This window comes from Lunatimonas salinarum (assembly GCF_017811155.1).
Lineage (GTDB): Bacteria > Bacteroidota > Bacteroidia > Cytophagales > Cyclobacteriaceae > Lunatimonas > Lunatimonas salinarum.
In genome coordinates, this window is record NZ_JACVCV010000002.1 from 339,054 (window position 1) to 365,385 (window position 26,332).

At 45.5% G+C, this 26,332-nt stretch carries 17 protein-coding genes; 1 reads left to right on the forward strand and 16 read right to left on the reverse strand.

The genetic code is table 11. The annotated features are described in order from the left end of the window. Positions 1-69: 69 nt before the first annotated feature. The 11 genes from IAQ59_RS03350 to IAQ59_RS03400 form a co-directional block, all read right to left on the reverse strand. Positions 70-684 (reverse strand): hypothetical protein, encoded by a 615-nt coding sequence (locus IAQ59_RS03350; RefSeq protein ID WP_209329356.1) that lies wholly within the window; start codon positions 682-684, stop codon positions 70-72. 122 nt (positions 685-806) lie between these two features. Further along, entirely contained in the window at positions 807-1,859 is a 1,053-nt protein-coding gene (locus IAQ59_RS03355; protein ID WP_209329357.1) for a hypothetical protein, read from the reverse strand. A gap of 296 nt (positions 1,860-2,155) precedes the next feature. Then, positions 2,156-2,950, reverse strand: a complete 795-nt coding sequence (locus IAQ59_RS03360; protein ID WP_209329358.1) for a thymidylate synthase — start codon at positions 2,948-2,950, stop codon at positions 2,156-2,158. 104 nt (positions 2,951-3,054) lie between these two features. After that, positions 3,055-4,101 carry a dTDP-glucose 4,6-dehydratase gene (gene rfbB / locus IAQ59_RS03365; protein ID WP_209329359.1) on the reverse strand — a complete coding sequence of 349 codons (1,047 nt, stop codon included), beginning with the start codon at positions 4,099-4,101 and terminating at the stop codon, positions 3,055-3,057. Between the two features lie 12 nt (positions 4,102-4,113). Then, positions 4,114-6,561 (reverse strand): GumC family protein, encoded by a 2,448-nt coding sequence (locus tag IAQ59_RS03370; RefSeq protein WP_209329360.1) that lies wholly within the window; start codon positions 6,559-6,561, stop codon positions 4,114-4,116. Positions 6,562-6,563: 2 nt separating this feature from the next. Then, positions 6,564-7,409, reverse strand: coding sequence for a polysaccharide biosynthesis/export family protein (locus tag IAQ59_RS03375; protein ID WP_209329361.1), 846 nt, complete (start codon positions 7,407-7,409; stop codon positions 6,564-6,566). Between the two features lie 44 nt (positions 7,410-7,453). Then, positions 7,454-8,623 (reverse strand): glycosyltransferase family 4 protein, encoded by a 1,170-nt coding sequence (locus IAQ59_RS03380; protein WP_209329362.1) that lies wholly within the window; start codon positions 8,621-8,623, stop codon positions 7,454-7,456. A gap of 77 nt (positions 8,624-8,700) precedes the next feature. Continuing rightward, the gene (locus IAQ59_RS03385) at positions 8,701-12,240 is read right to left on the reverse strand and encodes a VCBS repeat-containing protein (protein ID WP_209329363.1); all 3,540 of its coding nucleotides are present in this window, start codon (positions 12,238-12,240) and stop codon (positions 8,701-8,703) included. Positions 12,241-12,374: 134 nt separating this feature from the next. Then, positions 12,375-14,162 carry a RagB/SusD family nutrient uptake outer membrane protein gene (locus IAQ59_RS03390; RefSeq protein ID WP_209329364.1) on the reverse strand — a complete coding sequence of 596 codons (1,788 nt, stop codon included), beginning with the start codon at positions 14,160-14,162 and terminating at the stop codon, positions 12,375-12,377. Between the two features lie 12 nt (positions 14,163-14,174). Beyond that, positions 14,175-17,366, reverse strand: coding sequence for a SusC/RagA family TonB-linked outer membrane protein (locus IAQ59_RS03395; RefSeq protein ID WP_209329365.1), 3,192 nt, complete (start codon positions 17,364-17,366; stop codon positions 14,175-14,177). Between the two features lie 764 nt (positions 17,367-18,130). Then, complete coding sequence (locus IAQ59_RS03400) at positions 18,131-19,528, reverse strand: UDP-glucose 6-dehydrogenase (RefSeq protein ID WP_209329366.1); 1,398 nt, start codon at positions 19,526-19,528, stop codon at positions 18,131-18,133. A gap of 471 nt (positions 19,529-19,999) precedes the next feature. Between IAQ59_RS03400 and IAQ59_RS03405 the strand changes: the two genes are divergently transcribed. Then, positions 20,000-20,695: a sugar transferase gene (locus IAQ59_RS03405; RefSeq protein ID WP_209329367.1), complete on the forward strand. Its 696-nt coding sequence runs from the start codon at positions 20,000-20,002 to the stop codon at positions 20,693-20,695. 38 nt (positions 20,696-20,733) lie between these two features. Here the strand turns inward: IAQ59_RS03405 and cysQ are convergent, their stop codons facing one another. From cysQ to IAQ59_RS03430, 5 genes are all read right to left on the reverse strand, one after another. After that, positions 20,734-21,513: a 3'(2'),5'-bisphosphate nucleotidase CysQ gene (cysQ, locus tag IAQ59_RS03410; RefSeq protein WP_209329368.1), complete on the reverse strand. Its 780-nt coding sequence runs from the start codon at positions 21,511-21,513 to the stop codon at positions 20,734-20,736. 7 nt (positions 21,514-21,520) lie between these two features. After that, positions 21,521-22,780 (reverse strand): sulfate adenylyltransferase subunit CysN, encoded by a 1,260-nt coding sequence (gene cysN, locus IAQ59_RS03415; RefSeq protein WP_209329369.1) that lies wholly within the window; start codon positions 22,778-22,780, stop codon positions 21,521-21,523. 106 nt (positions 22,781-22,886) lie between these two features. Next, positions 22,887-23,792, reverse strand: a complete 906-nt coding sequence (gene cysD / locus IAQ59_RS03420; protein ID WP_209329370.1) for a sulfate adenylyltransferase subunit CysD — start codon at positions 23,790-23,792, stop codon at positions 22,887-22,889. A gap of 1 nt (position 23,793) precedes the next feature. Beyond that, positions 23,794-24,387: an adenylyl-sulfate kinase gene (gene cysC, locus IAQ59_RS03425; protein ID WP_209329371.1), complete on the reverse strand. Its 594-nt coding sequence runs from the start codon at positions 24,385-24,387 to the stop codon at positions 23,794-23,796. Between the two features lie 35 nt (positions 24,388-24,422). Further along, positions 24,423-26,186, reverse strand: coding sequence for an SLC13 family permease (locus IAQ59_RS03430; protein WP_209329372.1), 1,764 nt, complete (start codon positions 26,184-26,186; stop codon positions 24,423-24,425). Positions 26,187-26,332: the final 146 nt, after the last annotated feature.

Here is a 26,332-nt window from a genome sequence, read left to right on the forward strand (position 1 = left end):
TCAGAAAAGCGTTCTAGTTACCTACCTCCTTTGCTTCCTATCTAGGAGTTCTGAAACGGCTCAGTATCTCTAATGCGGCTTAAAGGCGTAGGTTTCTACGGTGACATCCCACTTGGACCTGTGCCATCGATTTTTTCTGCAGGGTTCGGAACGTATCTGCTTGGAATGGACATGGGCATTAAAATAGAACAATTTGATGGTAACGCTTGACACCCCAGCCAAATTTTCTAACACCAGCATCATATGACCTACATTGAACTCCTGCGGATGGAGCTGTTGCGACATGCGCAGGGCTTCCTTGCCCAAGGAGTTTAGAATAGCCAAAACTACCGATGCCGCATCCTGTTCTAGGGAAACCCCCAACAGTTTTCGGAAAAGGCGCCTCCCAAATTCATATGAACTATGGTATGCCCTGTAGGTTATGAAATCTTCAGTAATTTTTGTAAACCTACCCGACCCGGACAAGATCCGCTCTATTCCGTGGTAGTTGAATAACGAAAAGAAATGGCCCGAGATCGGATTTACCGTTCTGCTCAAGGCAACCGTCATGGCCGACAAGAGCAATGAGGCGTTGGAAAACTCCTCCCTTAGCTCCTCGGGAAGGAGTTGACTGGGAGGAGCAGTGGTCCGAATCAGGATATTTCCCGAGGCATTGATCAGATGATAATCGTTGGCATGCCCCATGAGGCGCTTTGAAAGTGGTAAATACACGGCTTTGAAAACCAGTCAAATCTGGCTTTGTTAAAATAGCCCGTAATCGGGATTTACATGCCAGTCGGCAGCAAGGCCTTAACTGGGGCTCGAAATCAAGCGATGGTAAATGTCTGAGGTGTGGTGGCCAGGGCCTTACCGGATTTATCCAAGACTTGGATGGAAGAGGCGGTCGTTTGTACGCCATCCACGGTAAACTGCACTTCGTTCGTTCCCCATGTTCCCACGGTGAGCTTGCCCTTTGATCCATCCTCTGAAAACTTAAGGGATCCTTTTTCAGAACCAAGAAATTGACCAAGCAACAGGTACGTGGTACCCTTCGCCAAAGCTGTTCCAGAGGGTAGGTTTTCATTAGGAGTAGAGGAATCCACCACGCTTTTAACCGAAGGGGTTTGCAAAAGTAATCCACTAAACCAGCTGATCATCTCCATGTACTCGGGATTCATATTGACAGAATCCAAGTCACCTGCGTATTGGCGAATGAAAGTCGGAGTTACAAAAAGATAGGTATCCTTGTGCATTATCCACTTCGTTGTGACCGAACTTTCCTTAAAACAAGGACCAATGCTTAGCTGTTGCTTATGCGAATTGGCATCTGCATACACTACAATCGCACTGACGGAGGGCATACCCAACAAGTATTCACACACAAAGACGATATTTCCCACTTTACTGTCCGAACGAGAGCTCGAACCGGAAATATTGAGACCCTCTTGGCCGATCGACGAAATCATTGCAGTTGCAAAACTCATTGCGCCGGCTCCGGTGGCAAGGCCGAGCAATGCTTCCAACAGCTCTTTGCTGAAATTGGCTCCCCACTGATGGCTTTCGTAACTTAAATCGGTCTCTGTAACGTGTACAAAAAGACCGGATCCGCTGATAATGCGCTCCAACGCAGTATAATTGTAAAGCGAAAATGGCTTACCCGTATCTGGGTTGATCGTGGTCGTTATCGCCCTGGACATGCCGGCAAAAAATACCGAAACCTCTGCAAAAACATCCTGTACCTCCTTGGTGATCGGTGTTCCGGAATCTACCGTACTTGCCATCATGATATTCCCCGTTTCATTAAAGATATAATACTTCTTAGCCTCCACGTTGTTGGGGTTTTTAGCGGGGGAATTCAATTGAACGGTGTTCTCTGCCATGGTTTTTTTGGTTTATTTTGGTAACCTACTCTATCAAGGCTTTTCGGCGATCGCCTATAGTATGGATAAGCACCCCAAGAATTTGGGTGCGGAACGATGTGAGGGATAAAATGACAACTAACTACTACCGAAAAAATGAGAGTGATTAAAAAGCTGAAAATTGATCATTTTTATAAACCTACAAAAAATTATTTTAAAAAAACAACAAATTTAAATAAAAATTAGAATTAAAAATGTCGTTTTCCGAATTTTATGGAAATAACTTTCTATCTAAGGAACCGGACCTCCAAAAAAAATCAAACCGAAACGGCCGCTTTGATATGGGGATGGGGGTTGTAATCGACTATTTCAAAATCCTCAAAGGCAAAGCCGAAAATATCCTTCACCGATGGGTTTAGCTTGAGCGTTGGCAAAGGCCTACAATCCCGGGACAACTGTAACTTGGCCTGGTCCAGATGATTATTGTACAGGTGCGCATCCCCAAAGGTGTGAATAAACTCGCCTACGCCTAGGTCGCATACCTGAGCAATCATATGGACAAAGATCGCATACGAAGCGATATTAAAAGGAACCCCCAAAAACACATCCGCGCTGCGCTGATACAACTGACAGGAAAGCTTCCCTTGGGCGACGTAAAACTGAAACAGGAGGTGACAGGGTGGCAGGGCCATTTGGTCTACATCCGCTACGTTCCATGCACTTACGATTAGGCGACGGGAGTTTGGATTGGTCCTGATCTGATGGATGAGGTTTCTGATCTGATCGATCTCCCCGCCCTTTCCGTCCGGCCAATGCCGCCATTGATATCCGTATACCGGCCCCAAGTCGCCATTCGAATCCGCCCACTCGTCCCAGATAGATACATTGTGCCTTTTCAGGTAAGCAATATTGGTGTCTCCCTGGAGAAACCACAAGAGCTCGTGGAGAATAGACCGAATATGGAGCTTTTTGGTGGTCAATAGTGGAAATCCTTCGCTAAGGTCAAAGCGCATTTGATATCCAAACACACTGCGGGTACCGGTACCGGTACGATCGCCCTTTTCCACCCCATTTTCCAAGATGTGCTGCAATAATTCGTGGTATTGTTTCATTGTTTGAACCGCATATTTTGTTTGCCAAATGTTCTAATCAAATCGCTTAAAATGAATTGGTAGATGTTTCAATTTATCTGGAAAAAACCCACTTTTGGACTACCCTAGCCGTAATGTTCTGCATAATACTTCTGATAGTCTCCGGAAGTAACCCCATTAAGCCAGGCTTCATTGCCGAGATACCAGTCTACCGTCTTTTCAATACCCACCTCAAAGGTAAGACTCGGTTCCCAACCCAATTCCCGTTGAATTTTAGTGGCATCAATGGCATACCTAAGATCATGCCCCGCCCGGTCTTTCACGAAGGTAATCAGCTTCTCTGAGGACCCGATTTCCCTTCCCAGTTTGCGGTCCATAATCTGGCACAATAAACGAACGATATCAATATTTTTCCACTCGTTAAATCCTCCAATATTAAAGGTGTCGTTGATTACACCTGCATGGAAAATAACATCGATGGCACGCGCATGATCCTCTACATATAGCCAATCTCTAACATTCTCGCCCTTTCCGTAAACCGGTAGCGGCTTTTCATTTTTGATATTGTGAATGCACAATGGAATCAACTTTTCAGGAAACTGATTCGGCCCATAATTATTTGAACAATTGGATATGACTGTTTTAAGACCATAAGTATTGGCATAGGCCCTTACAAAATGGTCGGAACTTGCTTTGGAGGCCGAATAGGGAGACTGGGGGTCATAGGGCGTGGTCTCGAGGAAAAATCCCCCGTCATGCAGTGAACCGTATACCTCGTCGGTGGAAATATGGTAAAAAAGGTGCCCCTCCAGGTCCTTCCAGAAGCCTTTGGCCGCATTAAGTAAGTTTACCGTCCCGAAGACATTTGTTTTTACAAAGGACAGAGGATCTGTAATGGACCGGTCAACGTGTGATTCAGCGGCCAAATGAATTACATCCGTGATCAAAAATTCGGAAAAGACCCGTTCGAGCGCCCCGGCGTCTTGAATATCCACTTTGGCAAAATGATAATTTGGCTCATCTTCGATATCCGAAAGATTGGCCAAGTTTCCTGCATAGGTCAGGCTATCCAAATTGATGATTCGGTATGAAGGGTATTTTTTTACAAACAGTCTGACGACATGTGATCCGATGAACCCTGCCCCACCGGTAATCAGAATTGACTTTTCCATTTAAATGCTAAATTATGTCCTAAACCTTGAGATCCAATTTGCAAACCAGCTCTTTTTAGCGCGAGGCTCCTCCTCGTAATAGCTTCCACTGTACCTATTCCTACGTAGGTAGGAGTAGTTATACCCGTATCCATAATTGTATCCGCCGAAATCGTAGGTGTCTCCACCGCTTTTCAATCCGTTAAAGATAGCGTAAAAATCCCTCACTTGGTCGCTGCCGTAGAGGTCATTGATCATCAACAAGTGGTTTTTATGGGTGTAATCATGCCGAACAATGTACAGATTGATATCCGAAAATCGCAGGAGATCCATCGTTTCGGAAACCAAACCCACCGGGGGACAGTCCATGATAATCACGTCGAATTCATGCTCCAAATACTCGAAAAAATCCGACAACTGCTTCTTCAATAGCAGTTCCGAAGGGTTGGGTGGAACCGGGCCGGAGGGCACCACATAGAGGTTTTCATACTGGGTTTCCAGAATTGTCTCCTCGTAGCCATGCTTGCCCACCAAAAAAGTAGATAATCCCTTCTTGTTGGACACCCCCATATTGGACGCGAGTTTTGGCTTGCGTAAGTCCATCCCCATCAGACAGGTTTTCTTACCACTCAGCGCCATCGCCGAGGCGATGTTGATACTGATGAACGTCTTGCCTTCTCCTGAGATACTTGAGGTCACCAAGATTTTTTTACATTTCTTTTCACTCCGTATATAAAAGAGCGCGGACCTTAATGACCGGAAAGACTCGGAAGCCAATGCCCTCGGAAATTCCGCTACCAGTAGATTGGTATCTTTGTCGCTGAATCCAATGGTACCCAATAGCGGAATCTTAAGAATACTTTTCAACTGAATCTGATCCATGATTCGGTTGTTCAGGTAATGGTATAGCAACAAAAAAGCCAGCGGAATAAAAAATCCCAACCCTACGGCATAAGAGTAGTTTTGCATTTTCTTGGGGTATATCAAACTACCCTTTTTCGCATAATCGACGATGGCATTGTCTGATACATTGGAAGCCCTGGCAATGCCCGCCTCCGCACGTTTTTCCAACAAGTAGGTGTAGAGATTTTCACGCAGCTTATACTCTCTGAAAATATTGGTGTAGGTCGACTCAGCCATAGGCAATTTGGAGAACTGCTGATCGAATGACCTTAGTTTCTCGTAATTTTCCTGCTTTTTGGATTCGGTGTTTTCGATCAGGTTTTGGATATTTTCAAACACATTGTCCCGTACCCGTTGGATTTGCTGATCCAACACGGTAACATCCGGGTGGTTGCTATTGACGATACTCACCAACTTCCGTCGCTGCAGCGAATAATCCACCAATTGCGAGATCAGCTCATTTAACAGCCCATCAGCTATCCCAACCACAGAAGGGGCTACCACTTCTTCGTAGCTTTCTCCTTTTTTTAACAGGTAATCGCGTAAGGTTTTATAGTAAGATAGTTCAAAATCAATCGTCTGAATATTCTCCTCCAGACTTCGGATATTGTTTAGCACCCCACCGAACTCCGCATTCACATCCAAAAGCTTGTTGGCCACCTTAAACTGTTGCATACGGCGCTCTACGGAATTGAGGGAATCCTCTACGATATAAAGCTGCTCTTCGATAAAATGGAGTGCATTTTCCGAAATGCGGTTTTTCTCCTTTAGGTCATACTCCAAGAAAGCATCCATCAGTGCATTGACGTAATCGCTCCCTTTTTCTACCACCTTTGTAACCATGCTGACTTCCAATACCGAGCCATAATTGATCAGTGGGCGCACCACCACACTTCCTGCAAATCGGTCTACCAAGGCATTGGGATGATGCAACTGAAAGCCTACTTCCCCTCCAACGCGCGACGGGTTAGTGAGCAGGACGCGAAATTTAGCCCTAGCGCCGGATACCTCCTCTCCAAACCTGAAAACCTTCCCGTAAATATCCACATCCGATCGATCCGGAGATCGGCGAATGTTCCACCATTCCAAAAACTGATTTTCATCCCGATCTATCAAAAATTCTTCCTCAGAGAGAATTTTGACAACCATCCGCTGTCCTTCCAGTTGAGGATATTCCCAGTCTACCTCTATTCGAATGGGCGACTGCTTGTACATTTCGATTTCCTTGATGTTCGTCGCCGCAAAGTAGCTTACATCAAAGTGTACCTTTTTTAACGCTTCCTCCGCGAGGTTTTTGGATGCAAATAGCAGGATGTCATTGGTCAGGTTATCCGGTGCGGAAAAGATGTTCGACCGATCCAACACCCTTACTTCCGGCGATGCATTGCGCTTGATCATCACGCTGCCCTTCACTTCGTATCGCTCCACGGTATAGCGATGAAATAAAAAAACTCCCAACAGACCAACCGATATAAAAAAAAGGTATACAGGCCAATACCGAGAGTATTTGATGATATAGTATTTTATATCAATCGGCTTCTCTTGTTCGTCAAATTTTGATAAATCCAAATTCTCCATACCTAGAAAATGCCTGACGTGAGACCGTAAATAAACAAAACGGCGGTGATAATGGAAATCCCCAATTGAAGGGAAGCGGAGATGTTATCTCCCGACCCAACCTGACGTATCTGCATGGGCTGCAGGTATAAAATGTCATTGTTTTGCACAAAATAAAAAGGCGATGCCAACAGCTGCCGGTCATTCAGGTTGATTTGGTGAATCTTGGTTCCCCCATCGTACTGACGGATAATAAACAGTTCATTTTTTTTGGCGAGAATATTTGACTCGCCGGCCATCGCCAATGCATCAAAAATGGTGGCCCGGTTTTTTAAGATTACCTTGGTGCCCGCACTGGCAAATTCCCCCAAAGCCGTAAACCTGATCCCTCCAATCCGCAACCTTACTTCCACTTCTTCTTTAAAATATTGGTTGATTTCCTCTTGCACTTGCTGCCGGGCCTGTTCCTCGGTAAGACCGGCTAAAGGAAGGTTTCCCAGCTTGGGAATACGAACAAAACCATCCTTATCCAACGAGTATCCCGAGAAATAAAACACATCCATAGCGCCGCCCATAGCACCTCCTCCACGTCCACCTACCCGGGCACTACTGGCACCTTGGTATTCAAAGGCCTTGAGCAACTCTTCATTTGGCGAGGCAAAATCGATATCTATGATATCATAGGGTTGTAACACATATTCATAATCTACATCCGAATAGGGAATGAACTCGTCCAGCTCAATCACCTCGTTGCCACTCAAGTTCTGCAGGTAATTTATTCGCTTGTTACTTACGCAAGAAGCCACCAAAAGTAATAAGGAAACCACCCAAACACTCCGTTTACTCCATATGCAACACGTCCCGCTCATACCAAAATTAACCATGTGTGAGATTAGTGAAAAATCTGGAGAATTTAAACATTCCCTGCGATTTCTTTGTCCCAAAGCCGGTAATATTCCTGTAGCAAACGCTGCTGAAATTGCTTTCGGTCAAATTTTTCCGCCACCTCCCTGCGGAGGTTTTCAGCAAAGGAAAGCATTTCCACCCGCTTTACATAGGCAAATTCCATGGCCTCCTTCAACGCTTTAAAGTTGTTTACCGGGTATACCAACCCGGTCTTTTTATGCGTCACAATTTCCAGATTGCCCGGTATATCGGAGCAAATGATTGGACAGCACATGGCTCCAGCTTCAAGTAGCACATTTGGAAACCCTTCCCTCCGGGAAGGATGAATCAGCAGATCAGCGATGGCCATATAACAAGCCACGTGATCCGTCCATTCCAGCTGTACAATGCGCGGATGATCATTTATTCGGTTGATCGTCTGTCGGGACAGTGGGTTCAGGTCCTGTTCAAAGGACCCCAGCAACACTAATTTGGATCGATTGACTATCTTTGAGGCCAAAAAAGCTTCAATCAATTCCTCTATGCCCTTGTCCTTTACCAATCTGCCCACCACCAGCATCACGAAGTCGCTTTCACTAGGAACAATTCGCATCGTGGCAGCCACCAAATTATTCTCCTTAAGATTATAACGATCAAAAACCTCCAGATCTACCCCGTTAGAAGAACCGTGACCGATGACTTTTACCTTTTCTTCCGGCACAAGCCCCTCCTTTACGATCTGTTCACGGAGCGAATGTGCATTGGCCCAGACCTCGGTAGCCGAACGAAAAGTGATTTTTTCCATCCAAACCAACAGCCTTCTCCGGGTGCCGGTGGCCACTTGGTAGGGTAAGCCTGCGAGCGTGTGGACCCGCACCGGTATACCCGCCAACTTGGCAGCGATCATGGACAATAAACCTGCTTTGGGTGTGTGGCTATGGACAATATCCGGCTTTTCCCTTTTAAAAAGTTGGTATAGCTGCCAAAGACACCTTAGGTCCTGGTAAGGGGTTATTTGACGCGTAAATGGCACCACTTCGTAAGGACAACCCTCCTGCTTTAGTACCTGATCCCATTCCTTGCCATCGGAACTTACCAACAGCACTTCCCACCCGGCAGACTTCATAAACTTCATCTGACCCCTAAGGAGCAATTTCAAGGAAAGCGGAACGGTGGTAATACGGATTAATTTCGGCATGCAAGCTGTTCAAACATAAAAACACAAAGATAACCGGAAAAAGGGAATTGTGTAGCAACCTGCACAAGATAAATAGCCTAAGGACTAAGGGGTCGCTCGCTCCCATCAAACCCAAAGATCCTCAAACGTTTGATCCCTGCGGGCAATGCCAGCCTACGGGTACTCTGGGACATAAACCCCGACCCGTGGTAAAACTCAACCTTTCGCTGACGACCATCTTTCCACTCCAACAAAGCGTATTGATCTCCTTGCTTTGGTTCAAAAACAGGGTTACCGGAAATAAATGGAGCTGAAAATACTCGCAGCGCTCCCCTATTTTCAGAAGCCGCATACAGGGCATGATCCGAACCCAACCAGAGATTCACGAGTGCTTTCCCATCTCCGGGAACCAAAAAACCACTTTCCATAGAGCCCTTGGCCTCAAATCCCCCCGAACCATCCCCCTGTAACCAAAGACCCGTATGGGCATCCATCCTACCTGAAAAGACCTCGTTCCCATAGTCATTGCCAATGAGTAACACATCCAAAAAACCATCTCCGTCTAAATCATCCACACGCATTCCATAGACCGGGCCAATCTGTGCGGCTACTGGTAATGCACTGCATACAAAGGATCCCTCTCCGTTGTTATCCAAATACACGCTCTTAAACGTATTGGCAGTCAAGACCATAGCACCTTCCAGCAAATCGGGTTCGAGCACCTCGTCCAGTGCAGCTTTACCATAGTCTTTGTAGTTCAGAAACTTGCGCCTAAACAGGGGACTCTGACCGTATAGGTCGTCCCAAAAATGCACCGGAAAAGATTGATATCCGCCGTCTAGATCCTTGAAATACGCAAAAAGAACCGGATCCAAGCTTTGATTTTGGTCAAAATCCTTTGCATATAGCTTGATTGGACGCTGTTTCGTCACCCCGTACAAATTATTCACCCCCCAGTTACCGACAACATAGTCCATATCTCCGTCATTATCAAAATCTCCCGCTGCAATTGCTGTCCACCATCCACTAAGGTTATCCAAACCCGTACGCTCAGCTTTCTGGAACCTCCCACCCTGATTGAGGTAGATGGTGATATCCATAAATTCTCCTACAAGCATCAGATCGGATAGACCATCCCCATTCACATCCGTCCACAATGCGTCACTCACCATGCCAATGTGCATCAGTCCGGGTGCAAGTGAGTCGGTGACATCTTCAAACCCCCTGCCCGTATTCTTAAGAAGTAGGTTGGTACCGGGTAGCGGGTACTGACTCTGTCCGGATCGACCTCCCACAAAAAGATCCAACAAGCCATCCCCATCAAAATCCGCAGCTCGAACACACGTAGTGCTAATGGCTTTATGTGGAAGCGCACCATTTAACCTCGTAAAATTACCAGAGCCATCATTTTCATAAATCCTATCCAGGTACACGTCGTTCCCCAGGGCATACTCTATACTTCCGCTACCAAGGTATAGGTCCAAGTCGCCATCATTGTCCATATCGAAAAGAAGCAACCCCGTATCCTCAGGTAGCTTATCACCATCAAGAAACCCGACCTCTTTCTGAAAATGACCCTGCTCATCCTGCACGAAAAGTGCCGGAGGGTATCCTGCTGATCCCCCTATCAGCAGGTCTTCCAGGCCATCCCCATGTATATCGCCCACTGCCAGCGAAGGCCCATACTGCGACAACTTATGGGGCAGGGTTCGCTGCAAATTATAATCTATATAGTCCCTTTCCACGTGTTGAAATCCCAACCCCAAGGAGTCCGATAGCTGCAAAAGTACCGCAGGCCCCTTCTTCGGTGTAAAGGGAAAAGGCAATTGGGAAATCGGTATCGCTGCCGCATCCGCTATGGATACTTCGATCACCTGATTGGGCGATGGCACAGCGACCTCTTGATATAGGCCCTCCTGCCAATAAACCCTTACTGCGTTTACCTGCGTTTGCTTGCCCAAGCCCACATGGACGATTTCTTCCACTGAGGACATGTATCCCCTCATTACTTGATGCTCGTGATAGTGAAGCTCCCCACTTCCGGTCACAACCACCACCTTGGCACCTAGTCCCTGAGGATTAGAAGCCGTACCATTTAGTCTAATTCTCAACCAATTACCGGATGAATCCCGAGAATTCAGGGTATTTTCAAACACAAAAGCCTCTTCGTTGATATTGCTTACCACATAGTCCAAGTCTCCGTCCAAGTCCAGGTCTGCGAAGACAGCCCCATTTGAAAAGGAAGGTTGGGCGAGCCCCCATTTGTGGCTCACATCGGTAAATGTCAGGTCACCCCGATTTTGAAAAGCATAGTTGGGGATTTTTACGACAGGGATGGAATCAAGTAATTGGCTCGCAGGAGCGGACACCCCCATATTTGCCCGGAAATTGGTGAAATCTTTGTCGGTAATATCCCGGGGATATCCATTTGTAATTAAGAGGTCTCGAAAACCATCATTGTCCACATCGACCAAAAGTGGAGACCAGCTCCAGTCAGTCTGATATACCCCTGCCATCATCCCAATTTCGCTAAAAGGGATTCCAGTACCATTGTTCAAATGCAGCATATTACGAATATACTGATATTGATACCCCCATGATTCATTCTGCACGTAGGTCTGATAGGAGGTCTTACTGATGGTCGTCTTCTTCCTAAAATTCGATTCCGCCAACATGTCCAAGGTCAATAGGTCAAACAGCCCATCGTTATTGATGTCACCGGCATCAACCCCCATCGAAAAGTGGCTTTGATGCCGAATGTACCGTTCTATTTCGTTTTGAAACGTGCCATCTTGCCGATTGATATAGAGAATATCGTTGGATAGGTAATCGTTGCTGACGTAAATGTCCGGCCACCCATCTTGATTAAAGTCCGCCACGGCGACACCTAGACCATATCCTTCAATCCTAATACCTGCATTCAATCCAATATCGCTAAACGAACCATCCCCGTTATTTTTATATAATCGATCTGTGTTGCCGGCCGAACCGTCAGTGATCTTATTCCGGTATACGCCCGGCAGGGAGGTTACCAACAGGTTGTTAAGAACATACAGGTCAAGCAGCCCGTCGTTATCGTAGTCAAAAAATACGGCTGCCATACTATACCCGGTATCATCTATTCCGTATTCTCCGGCCCTCTCTACGAACACCGGAATACCTTCCTCATTTGTACCTTGATTGACAAAAAGTTGGTTCCTGCGCTCAGCCACTTCCTTCTTCATTGCAGCACAAACGTAAATGTCCATCCATCCATCTCCGTTGATGTCCACCACGGTCACCCCGGTACTCCAAAAAGCGCCGCCCCCTACTCCAGCTGCCTCGGTTACCTCCTCAAAACTAAGCGCTCCTTGGTTCAAAAAAAGCTTATTTTCCACTTCATTCCCAGCAAAAAAAAGATCCTGTAGTCCATCGTTGTTAAAGTCTCCAACTCCTATTCCCGCTCCGTTGTAAATAAACTCCTCTGTAAGGATATTCACGGAGTCAGACTCCGAGATCATGTTGGCAAAACTTATTCCTGTTTGCGCCGAAGGCAGTAGCCTAAAAAGCTTATCTGGAGATTCATGTGGCCCTTCACATCCAAATAGGATGATAGAAGCAGCTAAAAGCCATGAAAGTGAGCATAGATTGGGATACATTCAAGGAGGTAATTAATAGGTTCTATAGGCTAAGACGCAATCCAAATGTACAAATTTCACCCCATAATTGGAATCAAGTGAAATAAAAAGAAAAGGCGGGTAAAACCCGCCTTTTCAAAATAATGCTGCACTGATTAAGGAAATGCAGGATCCTGTGTGAGTGTAGGTGTGCCCTCTGCAAAAGAACGCTCGATGGCTTCCAACGGTATGGGGAAGTATTCGTGTACTCCCTTCTGAAATTGCGCTTGACTTAGGTAGGATCTTCTGGTACGCTCCACTGTCAAGTATTCAGAAAGCACTTCGGCCGCAACCCCCCATCGTTGAAGGTCGAAAAACCGATGACCTTCCATTGCGAATTCCAGACGTGTCTCCATCCGAACAGCCTCCCTTGCGACACCTTGATCCGTCCAAGGCTGGTCATAGGTACTGATTACGTAATTGGCTGCCGGTTGACCTTCCACGATGGTGAAGTCATTTCGTTCCGCTCCCTGTGTCGCAAGAGGCACAAACCCGGCAGGATTGGCTGCTCTAGCACGGATTAAATTGACCAATTCACGGGCTCGTTCCAAATTACCCAGCTCTACCTCCACCTCAGCGAGCCAAAGAATCACCATGCCCAAACGCATGATTCGGTAGTTATTAGCGGATAATCGGGGGTTTGGACCAATACCAAAGAATGCTGGTTCTGCTACGTGCTTCTTTGGTGAGTAAGGCCCTGCATAGGCCTGATCGCGGATAAAATCCCTATTGTGAATCTTGTACCCTTTGTAAAGAATGCCTCTTCTGCCAACGGTGTGATCCAAACGGGGATCCAAGGGACCTTGATAAGGAGTGAAAGGCGCATTCAATGCGATTCCCTCATCACTGGTTACATTTTCATCGTTATAGGAGGTCAATAGTGGCAACCCGTCGGCACTGGTTCTATAGGCGTTTACCAGGTTTTGAGTAGGCTGATAGAATCCACAGCAACCCCAGGGGTCGGTATAGGGATAGTTCAACGTGGTACCTTCGTTTGCGGCCTGAGTGGTCGCAGAAGAAATGGAGTACTGCACCTCGTATATGGACTCCTCATTGTTTCTTCTTCCTACGAGGAAGTTTTCCTCAAACGTAGGAACGAGCGAAAAACCACCATTGTTGAGGATGTCTTCCAAAAGCGGCTTGGCTTCTTGCAGCTTTGCGGTATTGGCCGCACCGGTATCTTGATTCCAACCCTGAAACATTTTCGCTTTGGCTAAAAAAGCCATCGCAGCCCACTTGGTTGGTCTACCTGGATCTGTCTGCGTTTCCGGCAGCACATTCATAGCCGCCTCAAAGTCCGCCTCTATATCCGGCCATATTTCCCGGTCGTTTGGCACTTTACTACTCTCTAGGTCATCCAAGACAAACGCATTGTCGTCTATGTAGGGAGCCCGTCTCCACATTTTCCGTGCCTCAAAATGGAAGAATCCACGCAAAAACCTGGCTTCGGCGACAATTTGCGCCCTTCGTTGATCCGAGACTCCCTCTACATCCTTAAGGGTATTGATCGCATCGTTTGCACGCGCCACACCCTTGTAAACAGCCCGCCATTTGTTACGAATGTGAAGGTTGGTTGCCTGGAAATCATACGTTTCCAAAAACGACTGCTCCGGCTGATCACCGGCATCGGTTCCTTTATATGCATCGTCTGAAACGACACCTCCATATACCCAGTTTTCAATGGTTCCATTCCAGCTGGATTGTCCGTCTAGTCCAAATCCATCTACCATGGCATAAGCACCCAACAAGATCCCCTCAACCCCCTGTGGGTTGGAAAGCCCTACGGTACTGAATTGTCCTTGGGGCTGCGTTTCAAGGAATCCCTCACTGCATGATACGGTAGTCGCACCGACCAAAAGACCCGCAGCTAACAGCCTTGTATAGTTATTTATTGCTTTCTTCATTTTTCTTATGCGTTAAAATGTCACATTTACACCAAGAATCAGATTTCTGGATACCGGCATATAGCCGCCATCAAAGCCAATGGTGTTATTGCTACCTGTTTGAATCTCCGGGTTGGTACCCGAATAATTGGTAAGGGTGAACAAATTCTGGCCTTGGAAATAGACGGATGCCCTGTTCATTCCCAACTTACTCAGCACATTTTGGGTTAGGTTGTAAGTGAGCTGTAGGTTCCTGAGTCGGAAGTAGGAACCATCTTCGATAAAATAGGTAGAAGGCCTACTACTAATCTGGTCATTGGAGTCCATGATCGGTACTGTGCCACCTGGGTTTTCTGGAGTCCAAGCATCATATAGTGCTCGTCGCGATTTATTACCCTGGAAGGTATTGAAGTCTGTCCAATACCTCATGTAGTTAAAGATGTCATTGCCGACAGAACCATTCCCAAATAAGGTCAGGTCCCAGTTTTTATACCCCACATTGACATTGATACCGTAAACGAAGTCAGGGTGCGGGTTACCTATAATGGTACGGTCGGCATCGGTGATGATTCCGTCTCCATTGACATCCTCCACTTTGAACTTACCAACGGCATTGTAATTTCCATAGGGTGGGTGGGCATTGACCTCTTCCTGTGTTTGGAATATACCCTCATTTCGGTATCCAAAAAAGGAAGATATAGGGAATCCTTGCTGTGTCACCGTAACAGAGGGAACCCTGGTAGAGGCTCCAAACAGCACATTGTCTTCATTTTGTGCCAATCTGTCTACGTTGTTTCGGTACATGGAATAGTTAGCTGAAACATTCAAGCGAAGGTCTCCACCTAAGTAGGTTTCGCTGTATCCCAAGTTCAGGTCAAGTCCTCGGTTGGTCATTTGTCCGATGTTAACAAACGGTGCTACCGCGTCACCATGGCCATAACTAATAGGTACCTGAAAAAGCATATCTGTGGTTACCCTGTTCCACACGTCCAATTCGAAGAAGAATTTGCCATCCAAAATCTCCACATCAAGTCCAAGGTTATTGGAAGTAGTTGATTCCCAACGAGCATTTGGATTTCCAAAGCGGGCTGCATCAAAACCCAGTGCGGGAGTAGACGAAGATCCATCAATAGGAAAACCGGAATTAAATATGTTGGTACGGTAGGTGGTATAAGCGTTGTAATCCCCGATTAGCTGATTTCCTGTCTTACCCCAGCCGTAACGCAGTTTCATGTCAGATACGAAAGGAAGTGCGTTGGCGATGAAATCTTCATCAGAAAGCCTCCAACCCAAACTAAATGCCGGGAAGGTTGCATTTCGGGACGCTTGTAGAAATCGCGAAGAACCGTCATTTCTCAAAATGAACTGAACGAGGTATTTACCATCATAGTTATAGTTCAGCTGCCCAAATTGGGAGTACAGTCGGTAGTCGTTCACTACTCTACCAAAGTTAGTCGCAGTATTGGGGTCACCCAAATCGAGGTAACCTATTACCGGTACTGTTTCAAACGCATAACGCTGCCGCTGACCTCCGAATATCTCGCCGAATTCTTTGATCGCCTCAATACCTACGTACGCGTCAAAGTTATGTACTTCGTTAAACGTTTTGGCATAGCTGACAGTGTTAGTCCAAACCCACTGATAAGTGTACTCGTGCTCGGAAGAGGAACTGTTTACGAAGTTACCTTCCACGTATTCCGGTTGAGGCCTTCCAATAAACCTCCCTCTTCTGGTATTGGCATCTACTCCTAAGCTGGTCTTCACTTCAATATTATCGGTAATCTGATAGGACCCGTAGATGTTACCAAAAGCGCGCAAAGAAAGATTTCGGTTATCCTGTGCCCTGGAGAGTACCGCCACTGGATTGAAGTTGTTACCTAGGTTAGCCCCCCTACTTCCGGCAAAATTGCCCATAATGTCATATACGGGAAGCAAGGGGTGCTGTAGAGAGGCACTGAAAACCGCATTTTGCTCCGCATTATTGCCGGCAACGCCATTTCCAAATCCACCCTTTCGCTGACCTACCGTGACAGAAAGGTTTTCACCTAGCGTCAATTTTCCATTAAGTGCTTTAAACTCTGTATTTGCACGCACGGAATACCGATCATACCCAATATCCTTTACGATACCCTCTTGGTTAAAGTAATTCACAGAAAGCGCGTATCGACCGTTCTCTGTACCTCCTGATGCAGTAACTTGGTAGCTTTGTATAGGCGCAGAGCGGGTAACCTCGTTCCACCAGTTGGTATCAGCCGCTCTGGTAATCGGATAAATATTCCCTGGCTGCAAAGCATACAGCGAGGGGTCTGTTCTTGGGTCTCCCGTCATCGCACCACTGGGGAATACATAATCCGGAAGACTGACCTCACCATTTGGTCCCCAGGTGTACTGCCCGTGCGTAGGAGTACGACCATGAAGCGTATTGGCTAGGTATAGATACCGTCCCAGCTCTTCCGCATTCAGCGGCTCTGGACCGCGCTCCGCACGCTGGGTACCATAAAACGCATCAAAAGCGATGGTCGGCTTACCTACTTTACCCCGCTTGGTGGTAACAATCACGACTCCGTTTGCTGCTCGTGACCCGTAGATGGAAGCCGCCGAAGCATCTTTCAAAATCTGAATAGACTCGATATCGTTCGGATTGAGATTGCCCTGATTTTGGGTTGGAACTCCATCGATCACATAGAGGGGATCGTTGTTGTTGATCGTACCAAACCCCCTGATTCGAACTGTTGCCCCTCCTCCTGGAGTAGCGTCATTAATGATGGTTACACCAGCGGCCCTACCCTGTAATTGCTGCGCAAATGTGGTGGCAGGTATGGCCAAGAGATCTTCAGTATCCACCGAAGTAACAGCTCCAGTAATGTCCCTTCTGGACTGGGCACCGTATCCGGTGATCACCACCTCGTCTAGACCACTGACAGCCTGCGCCAGCGTGACATTTAGTGTAGACCTCGTACCGACTACTTCTTCCTTGTTTTCATATCCCAAAAAGGAAAAAACGAGTACAGCCTCGTCATTAGGTACATTGATGCGGTATTCACCGTCAATGTCTGTCACCGTACCGGTGCTCGTGCCCTTTAAAAGCACGGCCGCCCCCGGAAGCGGATCGCCAAAATCATCGGATACCACTCCGCTGATTTCCCGTTGCTGCGCAAATAGCATCGTCGCTGAAAACAGCAACAAGGCTAAGGACGCATAGAAACTCCTGTAGATTGTTGACATAAGCTAATTGGTTTTGGTTTAATTGTGAATTATTAATCAACATGCTCGCCCTGAACAGTCCCTTAATCTGTAGACCACCAGCGTTTGCGCATATTTTCGAGAAGAAAAACCTGAAATACAAAAATTCAGGTATAATCTAAGTGAAAAAGTTATAGAAATAATGACAATAGGTTAAAAATACGCTTTTTGATAGGTTAAATATGCTATCCATATAATTTCGGGTTTAGTTCCTATAAAAAACAATGCTAAAAGATAAATGTTTAGAAATTTCATCTTTTATCGATTTCCAATTCTACTAAACATTTTCTTTATTTAAAAATAAATGACTCACCAAATTCAAAATCAGATTAATTAGTACCAATAAATACCGCTTATTTTTAAAATATAAAATTATGAAATAAATATCATTAATAAATTATATTTCTGATTTTTCAAAAAACATAAATTTTTTATTCTTAAAAAACATACTTATACAATATATTATTTCTAAAAAATAAAAAAGGTTGATACAAAACATGATGCTTCCTTTCGCTCCATGAAATCGAGCATGACGTACCTGTCACACACTGGGATGCCCCGATAGCTATCGGGGTAACCATGCGACCTGCCTGCCGGTAGGCAGGGATTCCATCTGACCGCTGAAAAACAATTTTAGACAGATGAAAAAACTTGCTGAAGATGCGCACCTCGTTATTAATAGCTAGACAAAAAAAGAGGCCACCTTGTAAGGCGACCTCTGAAATTTTACTGTTGGCTCTGCTGGATTACCCGGCACTTCCAATTGCATAGACTTGAAATCCAATGTTCTTTAATTTCTCCCTATCGAGAATATTTCGTCCGTCGAATACATGGGCGGGCTTCAGCATATTATCGTAAATACGTTGCCAGTCATAGGCCTTGAATTCATCCCATTCGGTCATAACCGCAATTGCGTGGGCTCCTTTACAAGCCTCATAAGGATCATTTACCACTTCAATATACTTCCGGTTTTCCTCTGAAGACCTTGTATTAAGGTAATCCATGTCAACAAAAACCTGTTCTTCTTTCACCTTCGGATCATAGACAGAAATATTGGCTTGCTCAAACAACAAATGATCCGACACATAGATGGCTGCCGATTCTCTCGTATCGTTGGTGTCTTTTTTGAATGCCCACCCCAATAATGCAATTTTCTTTCCGTTTACGGTATTGTATAAGCTTCTTATGATCTTTTTGGCAAACCGCCTTTTCTGATGATCATTCATCTTAATCACCTGCTCCCAATAGTCAGCTACCTCATCCAGTCCATAGGATCTGGAAATATAGACTAAGTTCAGGATGTCCTTTTGGAAACAGGACCCCCCAAAACCTACGGAGGCTTTCAAAAACTTGGGGCCGATCCTACTATCTGATCCGATGGCCCTGGCCACTTCGTTGATATCCGCCTCGGTGTGCTCACAAAGCTCCGAAAGTGAATTTATCGAAGAAACTCGTTGCGCCAAAAATGCGTTGGCGGTCAATTTAGAAAGTTCCGAAGACCACACATTGGTGGTCAAAATCCGATCTCTTGGCACCCATTCCGCATAGACATCCACGAGAGCCTGAATCGCATTCAACCCTTCCGGTGTTTGATCTCCCCCAATCAACACCCTATCTGGACTCATAAGATCATCCACGGCAGTACCTTCTGCCAAGAACTCCGGATTGGAAAGGATTTGGAAATTCACACCACTCCCGGTATGATTCAAGATAGACTTGATGGTGCTTGCTGTACGAACTGGCAGCGTAGATTTTTCGACAACAATTTTGTCATTGGTTGCCACCCTTGCTATCTGCCTAGCACAAAGCTCAATCCACTTAAGATCCGCGGCCAGTCCCTTTCCCTCTCCATAGGTTTTGGTAGGTGTGTTAACGGATATAAACACCATGTCCGCTTCATCGATGGCCCCATCCACATCGGTAGAAAAAAAGAGATTTCTGCCACGGGCCTCTGCAACCACTTCACCAAGCCCAGGTTCGTAAACCGGGATATTATTTACATCTTCGTCATTCCATGCCGCTATTCTTGCTTCATTGATATCGACTACGGTGACCTTGATCTGAGGGCATTTCTTGGCGATAACAGCCATCGTTGGTCCTCCAACGTACCCAGCCCCAATGCAACAAATTGATTTGATTTTCATTCCCACTGCCTTATACTTGATTAAAATAATATGTGAAAGAACCCTTAAAACTTTCCTCAACGAAAAACGGCTAAACAACTAAACTCCTATAATAAGAGTGATACGCAATATTAATTATTTTAACCGGGTTTTAAAAATAGTTCGTCCACTCTCTTTTCTATCTTGCCCGTTTAAATACCAGAGACCTTATGGCTTGGGATGGAATTATTCTTTCAATAGCACCAAGCGCTTAGTATCTCCGATTTTGGCCGGTATTTCCCTTATTTATTTTGCAAAATACCTTGCAAACATCAGCAAATTCCACGAACACATTTACAGCTTTTACGTACTAGTAGGTAATTTAAAGAGGAAATTTTCAAAAATCCCAAAAATCCACGTATCTTTAAATTCAATTTTAGAAAAGTCAAATAATACGGCATAATTTAACAATTCTGAATCTCAAGGGATTTTAATAGGAAATTTTAACGTTTTATGCAAAAAGTCTTTGCCAGGGTAGAAGAGGAAGAATATTGTAGAGACCTAGAGGACCAATTTTTCAGCGACAATACGGCTTTATTGTTATCCCCAAGAGTCAGTGAAAGCCTTTCGAAGAGAATAATGGACGTGTCTATCTCGTTATCCTTATTGGTGTTCGTTCTTTCGTGGCTTTACCCCATTGTATGGTTACTGATCAAGAGCTCCTCCAAAGGTCCGGTTATCTTCAAACAGTTACGGCATGGAAAAGACAATATTCCGTTTTATTGCTACAAGTTCCGTACGCTTAAGATGAACCGGGAAGCTGACTTCCGACAGACATCGATCAATGACCCCCGTATTACACCTATAGGGCGCATTCTCCGGAGGACAAGCATTGATGAACTACCGCAAATTTTCAATGTGCTAAAGGGTGAAATGTCCATCGTAGGACCAAGGCCCCATCCCCTATTACTTAATGATGTGTATGCCAGGGAACACCGGGATCTCATGAAAAGGCACGTAGTCAAGCCCGGGATCACCGGATTGGCGCAGGCTAAAGGATACCGTGGTGCCATACGAGAAAGTAGGCAAATGGCGTCTCGACTAAAACTGGATTTCTTTTACATAAAAAAGGGAACGGTTTGGATGGACCTGATTATCATCTTTTGGACCGCAAAGCTCATTTTATTAAAAAACGACAATGCGTACTAACCAATAGCCTGCCTTCACCAACACCCCTCCATGTGACTTTAATCTGGTAGCACGCCTGTATTAAAACAAACGAAGTAAGGATTCAAAAGTACTTCTTTGTTATATCTAAGAGGTTCGGTTCCACCGGCTAACAACACCTCCGCTCCCATAGCTTTTAATACACCATGGGCAGCAGCCGTATCCCACTCCATGGTAGGGGCAAACCGGGGATATACCTGTGCCTTGTTCTCGGCAACCAATAGGAATTTCAACGACGAGCCCATGCTCACCACTTCTACACCGGGAAATTTGTCCAAGAATGCTTGCGTCTCCTCTGTTAAATGAGACCGACTTGCAACAATGGTGTCCACTCGACGCCCAGACGGCAAAATCAAACGTTCCGCAACACCATTCCCTACCTGTTTCCAAGCGCCTTCTTCTCCATTACCCCAATACAGCCAATCCAATACAGGTGCATATACCACTCCCAAAATGGGCTGACCTGTATGAATCAGTGCGATATTTACGGTAAACTCGCCGTTTTTTCGAATAAATTCCTTTGTGCCATCCAGGGGATCTACCATCCAAAAATAGTCCCACTGCGAACGTTCGGTGTAGGGTATATCCTTCCCCTCTTCAGACAATACCGGGATACCGGTTTCAAGAAGAAACTCCATGATGACGTGATGTGCAGCTTGGTCGGCCTTCGTCAACGGTGAATCATCCTTTTTGTAGGCTACTTCAACGTCAGCCGCTTCGTATATTTCCAGTATTTTTTTTCCTGCTGCACAAGCGGCGCCCTTTGCTACCTCCGTCAGTAATTGTAGGTCAATTTTCATATATACTTTAAATTATCATGCCTGCGGCCATGGTCTCATTGGTATTTGGATCTACGAGAATAAGGCTACCCGTCTGTCTGTTTCTTCTATACGAATCAAAAAACAATGGCTGAGCGGCTCGAATACTTACTCGTCCGATTTCGTTCAGTCCCAATTCAGATATGCCCTCTTCTCTGTGCAGGGTATTCACATTTACCCGATATTGGACATCTTTCACCATGGCTTGGCATTCTTGTGTGGTATGTCTCAATATAAATTTTGTTCTTCCCTGCAGCGGCCGCTGGTTCATCCAGCAAAGCATCACTTCCAAGTCCTGACCTACTTGCGGGACGTTATTCGGTCGGACTAGCATGTCTCCCCGGCTGATGTCGATTTCGTCCTCCAACGTAATGGTCACAGACATGGGCGCGAAAGCCTCTTGGATTTGCTCCCCATTTAGCTCGATGGTTTTTATGCGAGAAGCAAATCCGGAGGGAAGCACCTTAACTTCATCCCCTGGCTTAAATATTCCTCCCTCTATTCTACCTGCATAGCCCCTGAAATCTTGGTGCTCCAACGTATGGGGCCTGATGACCATCTGCACCGGAAATCGGCAATCGATGTGGTTAAGGTCTGAGGCGATATGCACATGTTCCAACAAGTACAGTAAGGTAGATCCTTCGTACCAAGGCATGTTCTTGGAGCGATCTACCACGTTATCTCCGTTCAATGCGGAAATGGGAACAAACTGCACATCCTTTATATCCATTTTACTCGAAAATGCCTTGTAATCCTTGACGATCTTTTCGTACACCTCTTCGCTGTAATCCACCAAATCCATCTTATTGACACATACAATTACATGAGGGATTTTAAGCAATGAAGCGATAAATGAATGTCTAAAGGTCTGCTCCAGCAGCCCCTTTCTCGCATCCACCAATATAATGGCCAAATTTGCCGTAGAAGCCCCCGTTACCATGTTTCGGGTATATTGAATATGGCCCGGTGTATCTGCTATGATAAATTTTCGCTTGGGCGTAGCAAAATACCGGTAGGCGACATCGATCGTGATACCTTGCTCCCGTTCTGATTTTAAGCCATCGGTCAATAGCGACAAATCAACGTAATCGAATCCCTTCTTTTGACTAGAGGATTTAACGGCCTCTATTTGATCTTCAAAAATCGACTTGGAGTCGTATAACAAACGCCCTATCAATGTGCTCTTACCGTCATCCACTGATCCGGCGGTAGTGAATCTTAATATCTGATTGTTTTCTTGAATTGCCATTTTTGTGTCATTATTTTTAGAACTATTCGGAGAATACGTCTGCTTACAGGTAGGCAGAAACCTCCTTTGGCTTTAAGCCTTAACGTAGGCTTATCCCTTTAAAATGCTAGAAGTAGCCACTCTTCTTCCGGTCTTCCATGGCAGTCTCCCCGCGCTTATCGTCTGCTCGGGTACCTCTTTCCGTGGTTCGGGTAGTGGCTACCTCTTCAATGATCTTTTGAAGATCGTCTGCCTCCGACTCCACCGCCCCGGTTATCGGCATATCGCCACAGGTTCGATACCGGACAGTCATTGTCCTCACTTCCTCGTGGGACTGGATTTTGATAAATTCCGACTTGGCCAAGATGACACCGTCTCGGACAACGCATTCCCGTTGATGGGAAAAATAAAGCGTTGGTAAAGGTATATTTTCGTGTTGAATGTACTGCCATACATCCATTTCGGTCCAGTTTGAAATAGGAAACACACGGAAGTGCTCGCCCATGTGCTTTCTTCCATTGAAAAGATTCCACAACTCGGGGCGTTGATTTTTGGGATCCCACTGCCCAAACTCATCCCTGTGTGAAAAAAAGCGTTCCTTGGCCCTTGCCTTCTCCTCATCGCGACGGGCACCACCCATCGCCGCATCTATTTTATAGGCTTCTAGCGTATCCAATAGGGTAACCGTCTGAAGCGCATTTCGGCTCGCATTTACGCCGGTTTCCTCCCGTACTCTGCCCTTATCTATGCTTTCCTGCACGGACCCGACGATCAGCTGAACTCCCAAGCGTTCGACAAGCGAATCCCGAAACTCAATAGTTTCGGGAAAATTGTGTCCGGTATCTATGTGAATCAAAGGAAAGGGAATTCGCGAAGGATAAAATGCCTTTTTGGATAAATGGGCCAAAACAATGCTGTCCTTTCCACCGGAAAACAGCAACGCCGGCTTCTCAAACTGGGAAACTACCTCCCGAATGACGAAAATGGCCTCTGCTTCCAGCTCCTTTAAATGTGATAAATAATATTGTCCCATATTAACGATTGATTATTGGCTGTATAGCCTGTACGATATTTTTTATTGAATCCTCTAGCTGGTCTTCTGCTGTTTTAATGACCATAAACGGGTTCGGGGGTGCCTCATAGGGAGATCCTATACCCGTAAAATCCTTGATCAACCCCTTGCGCGCTTTTTGATACAATCCCTTTACATCCCGCTGTTCACATACCTCCAAAGGACAATCTACAAAAACCTCGAGGTAATTTTCCGCGCCTACCAAATTTTTTATAATCTCTCGATCGGAAATAAACGGCGAAATAAACGCAGAAAGTACAATCAGTCCGGCGTCAAGCATTAGCCTGCTTACCTCGCCAATTCGGCGGATATTTTCAACCCGGTCGGTTTCCGAAAAGGTAAGGTCTTTGTTTAGGCCGGTACGTATATTGTCGCCATCTAATAGATAGGTATGGAAACCCATTTGATGCAACGCATACTCCACGCCGTTGGCTAGAGTGGATTTGCCCGAACCGGACAACCCAGTAAACCAAAGCAAACGGGGACGTTGGCCTAGTGACTGAACCCTAATAGCCTGGGATACTTTGAATTCAGTAGGATGGATATCTTCCTGCATATTTCGATTCTTTATCTTAAATTACTTGTTAATGCCTAACTAATGCCGTAAAACCATCGGACAAATAAGAGTACTGTAGCGGTATAAAGTACCGTCAATGGCAAACCGACCTTGAAATAATCTTTGAACTTGTAACTCCCAGGCCCCATAACCATTAGATTCGTTTGATAACCAATCGGAGTCATGAAATCTCCGGAAGCGGCAAAGGCAATGGTGACAAAGAACGGTGTCAACGGAAGTCCTAATTGAGTACCAATCTCCAAGGCCAATGGAAACATAATGGAAACCGCCGCCGCATTTGTAATCAAGCTAGTAAGCAACAGCGTGAGAACAAACAAAACAACCAAGGATATCATCGCCCCTGATCCGTTGGTAAGCCACAAAATTCCCTCCGCCAATAAATTAGCTGCCCCTGAATTTTTCAACGCCGTACCAATCGCCAAAGAGCTTACCAAAATCAATAGCAAGTCAAGATCTACGGATTTCCGTAGAGTCGCCAAATTTAATACTTTAAAAACATATAAAATAATAATGCCCGTAAAAGCAGCCATGAACAAATCCATTACGCCAACAATGCCCAATATCAAAATTACAATGGCCAATAAACTAGGCACTTTCTTTCCCCTTTTCCGATCGGGCTGTATTTCTCCTTGAAGCGTGATGATGATCAAGTCTTTGGGCTGATCGCTTTGTAGGCTGTTTTTTCCGGTCAACATCAACAGCAGATCCCCTGCCTGTAAACGGGTCTCACCAATGTTTCCCTTGATGATTTCGCCGTTTCTATGGATGGAAATGATGGATGCCTGATACCGCTTGCGAAAATCACTGTTTTTCACCTTTTCCCCGATCAACGACGAAGATGCCGGAACCACGGCCTCCGTTAGTTGAAAGAATGCATTCTGAGTTACATGGCTCTCTTCCGGCAATGTCAGCCCATTTTCCTCTTGGATTAGCGTTAAGATGGCCTTGGTATTCCCCGTGAAAAACAGCTTGTCTCCGGCCCGCAATACCTCTTTTGGTGAAACAGGAGAAATTTCCTGCCCATCCCTCGATATCTCCGCCAAAAAAATCTCCTTTAGGTTCCGCAAACCTGCCTCTTTGACTGTCTTACCGGCCATCTTCGATCCCTCAGGAAGGTAGGTTTCCACCACGTATTCATTCAAATGCTGAATGACTTCGCTTTTATTTTCTTCCCTATCTGGCAGCAGGTAATGGGAAAAGAATCCTAGATAAATGACGCCAAGCACAGTCACTAAAAGCCCCAAAAACAAAAAGTCCGCAAAACCCAGTATCGGTAGGTCATATTGGCTGATGAGCCCATTAAGCACTAGATTGGTCGACGTTCCAATTACGGTAATCATACCTCCCAGAATAGTGGAGTAAGATAACGGAATCAAAAACTTAGACGCTGGGTAATTGTTGACCGCCGACCATTCCTTCACGTAAGGTATCATAAAAGCGACCACCGGCGTATTGTTCAACACCGCTGATAAACTGCTTACTAACACCATCATCCGAATCCTAAATGCCCCTGGACCCAACTTTTGACTGAATAACCGAAAGAAAAAACCGGTCCCAATGTTACGCTGTATTCCGGCGGTCAAACCAATCAGTAAAAAAATTACCATGATCTGCTTATTCGCCAAACCTGCTAAAAACTCCTCTGGCTTGATGATCTGCAATATCAGAAATAGGAAGGCAGTGATCAAAAACGCAAAAGCTGCGCGTATATAGTCTTTAAACAAGACAACCACTAAGGCAATCACCAAGATAATGGTCGTAATTTCGGAAAAATGCATATATATAAACGAGGCCACCAAATTATCGGATAAATATCGTAAATACGAAGTATTAGAGGAAAAACGAGGTCTTTTTTATTACCCTACAAACCTAACAGTTTTTATAGGGTGACAAAAATTTTGAACCGAAATAATTTTCACGGTTG

Excerpts from the sequence above, each read along its gene's own strand:
- IAQ59_RS03350 (WP_209329356.1), bottom strand. The coding sequence starts at position 684 with ATGGGGCATGCCAACGATTATCATCTGATCAATGCCTCGGGAAATATC.
- IAQ59_RS03355 (WP_209329357.1), bottom strand. The coding sequence starts at position 1,859 with ATGGCAGAGAACACCGTTCAATTGAATTCCCCCGCTAAAAACCCCAAC.
- IAQ59_RS03360 (WP_209329358.1), bottom strand. The coding sequence starts at position 2,950 with ATGAAACAATACCACGAATTATTGCAGCACATCTTGGAAAATGGGGTG.
- rfbB (WP_209329359.1), bottom strand. The coding sequence starts at position 4,101 with ATGGAAAAGTCAATTCTGATTACCGGTGGGGCAGGGTTCATCGGATCA.
- IAQ59_RS03370 (WP_209329360.1), bottom strand. The coding sequence starts at position 6,561 with ATGGAGAATTTGGATTTATCAAAATTTGACGAACAAGAGAAGCCGATT.
- IAQ59_RS03375 (WP_209329361.1), bottom strand. The coding sequence starts at position 7,409 with ATGAGCGGGACGTGTTGCATATGGAGTAAACGGAGTGTTTGGGTGGTT.
- IAQ59_RS03380 (WP_209329362.1), bottom strand. The coding sequence starts at position 8,623 with ATGCCGAAATTAATCCGTATTACCACCGTTCCGCTTTCCTTGAAATTG.
- IAQ59_RS03385 (WP_209329363.1), bottom strand. The coding sequence starts at position 12,240 with ATGTATCCCAATCTATGCTCACTTTCATGGCTTTTAGCTGCTTCTATC.
- IAQ59_RS03390 (WP_209329364.1), bottom strand. The coding sequence starts at position 14,162 with ATGAAGAAAGCAATAAATAACTATACAAGGCTGTTAGCTGCGGGTCTT.
- IAQ59_RS03395 (WP_209329365.1), bottom strand. The coding sequence starts at position 17,366 with ATGTCAACAATCTACAGGAGTTTCTATGCGTCCTTAGCCTTGTTGCTG.
- IAQ59_RS03400 (WP_209329366.1), bottom strand. The coding sequence starts at position 19,528 with ATGAAAATCAAATCAATTTGTTGCATTGGGGCTGGGTACGTTGGAGGA.
- IAQ59_RS03405 (WP_209329367.1), top strand. The coding sequence starts at position 20,000 with ATGCAAAAAGTCTTTGCCAGGGTAGAAGAGGAAGAATATTGTAGAGAC.
- cysQ (WP_209329368.1), bottom strand. The coding sequence starts at position 21,513 with ATGAAAATTGACCTACAATTACTGACGGAGGTAGCAAAGGGCGCCGCT.
- cysN (WP_209329369.1), bottom strand. The coding sequence starts at position 22,780 with ATGGCAATTCAAGAAAACAATCAGATATTAAGATTCACTACCGCCGGA.
- cysD (WP_209329370.1), bottom strand. The coding sequence starts at position 23,792 with ATGGGACAATATTATTTATCACATTTAAAGGAGCTGGAAGCAGAGGCC.
- cysC (WP_209329371.1), bottom strand. The coding sequence starts at position 24,387 with ATGCAGGAAGATATCCATCCTACTGAATTCAAAGTATCCCAGGCTATT.
- IAQ59_RS03430 (WP_209329372.1), bottom strand. The coding sequence starts at position 26,186 with ATGCATTTTTCCGAAATTACGACCATTATCTTGGTGATTGCCTTAGTG.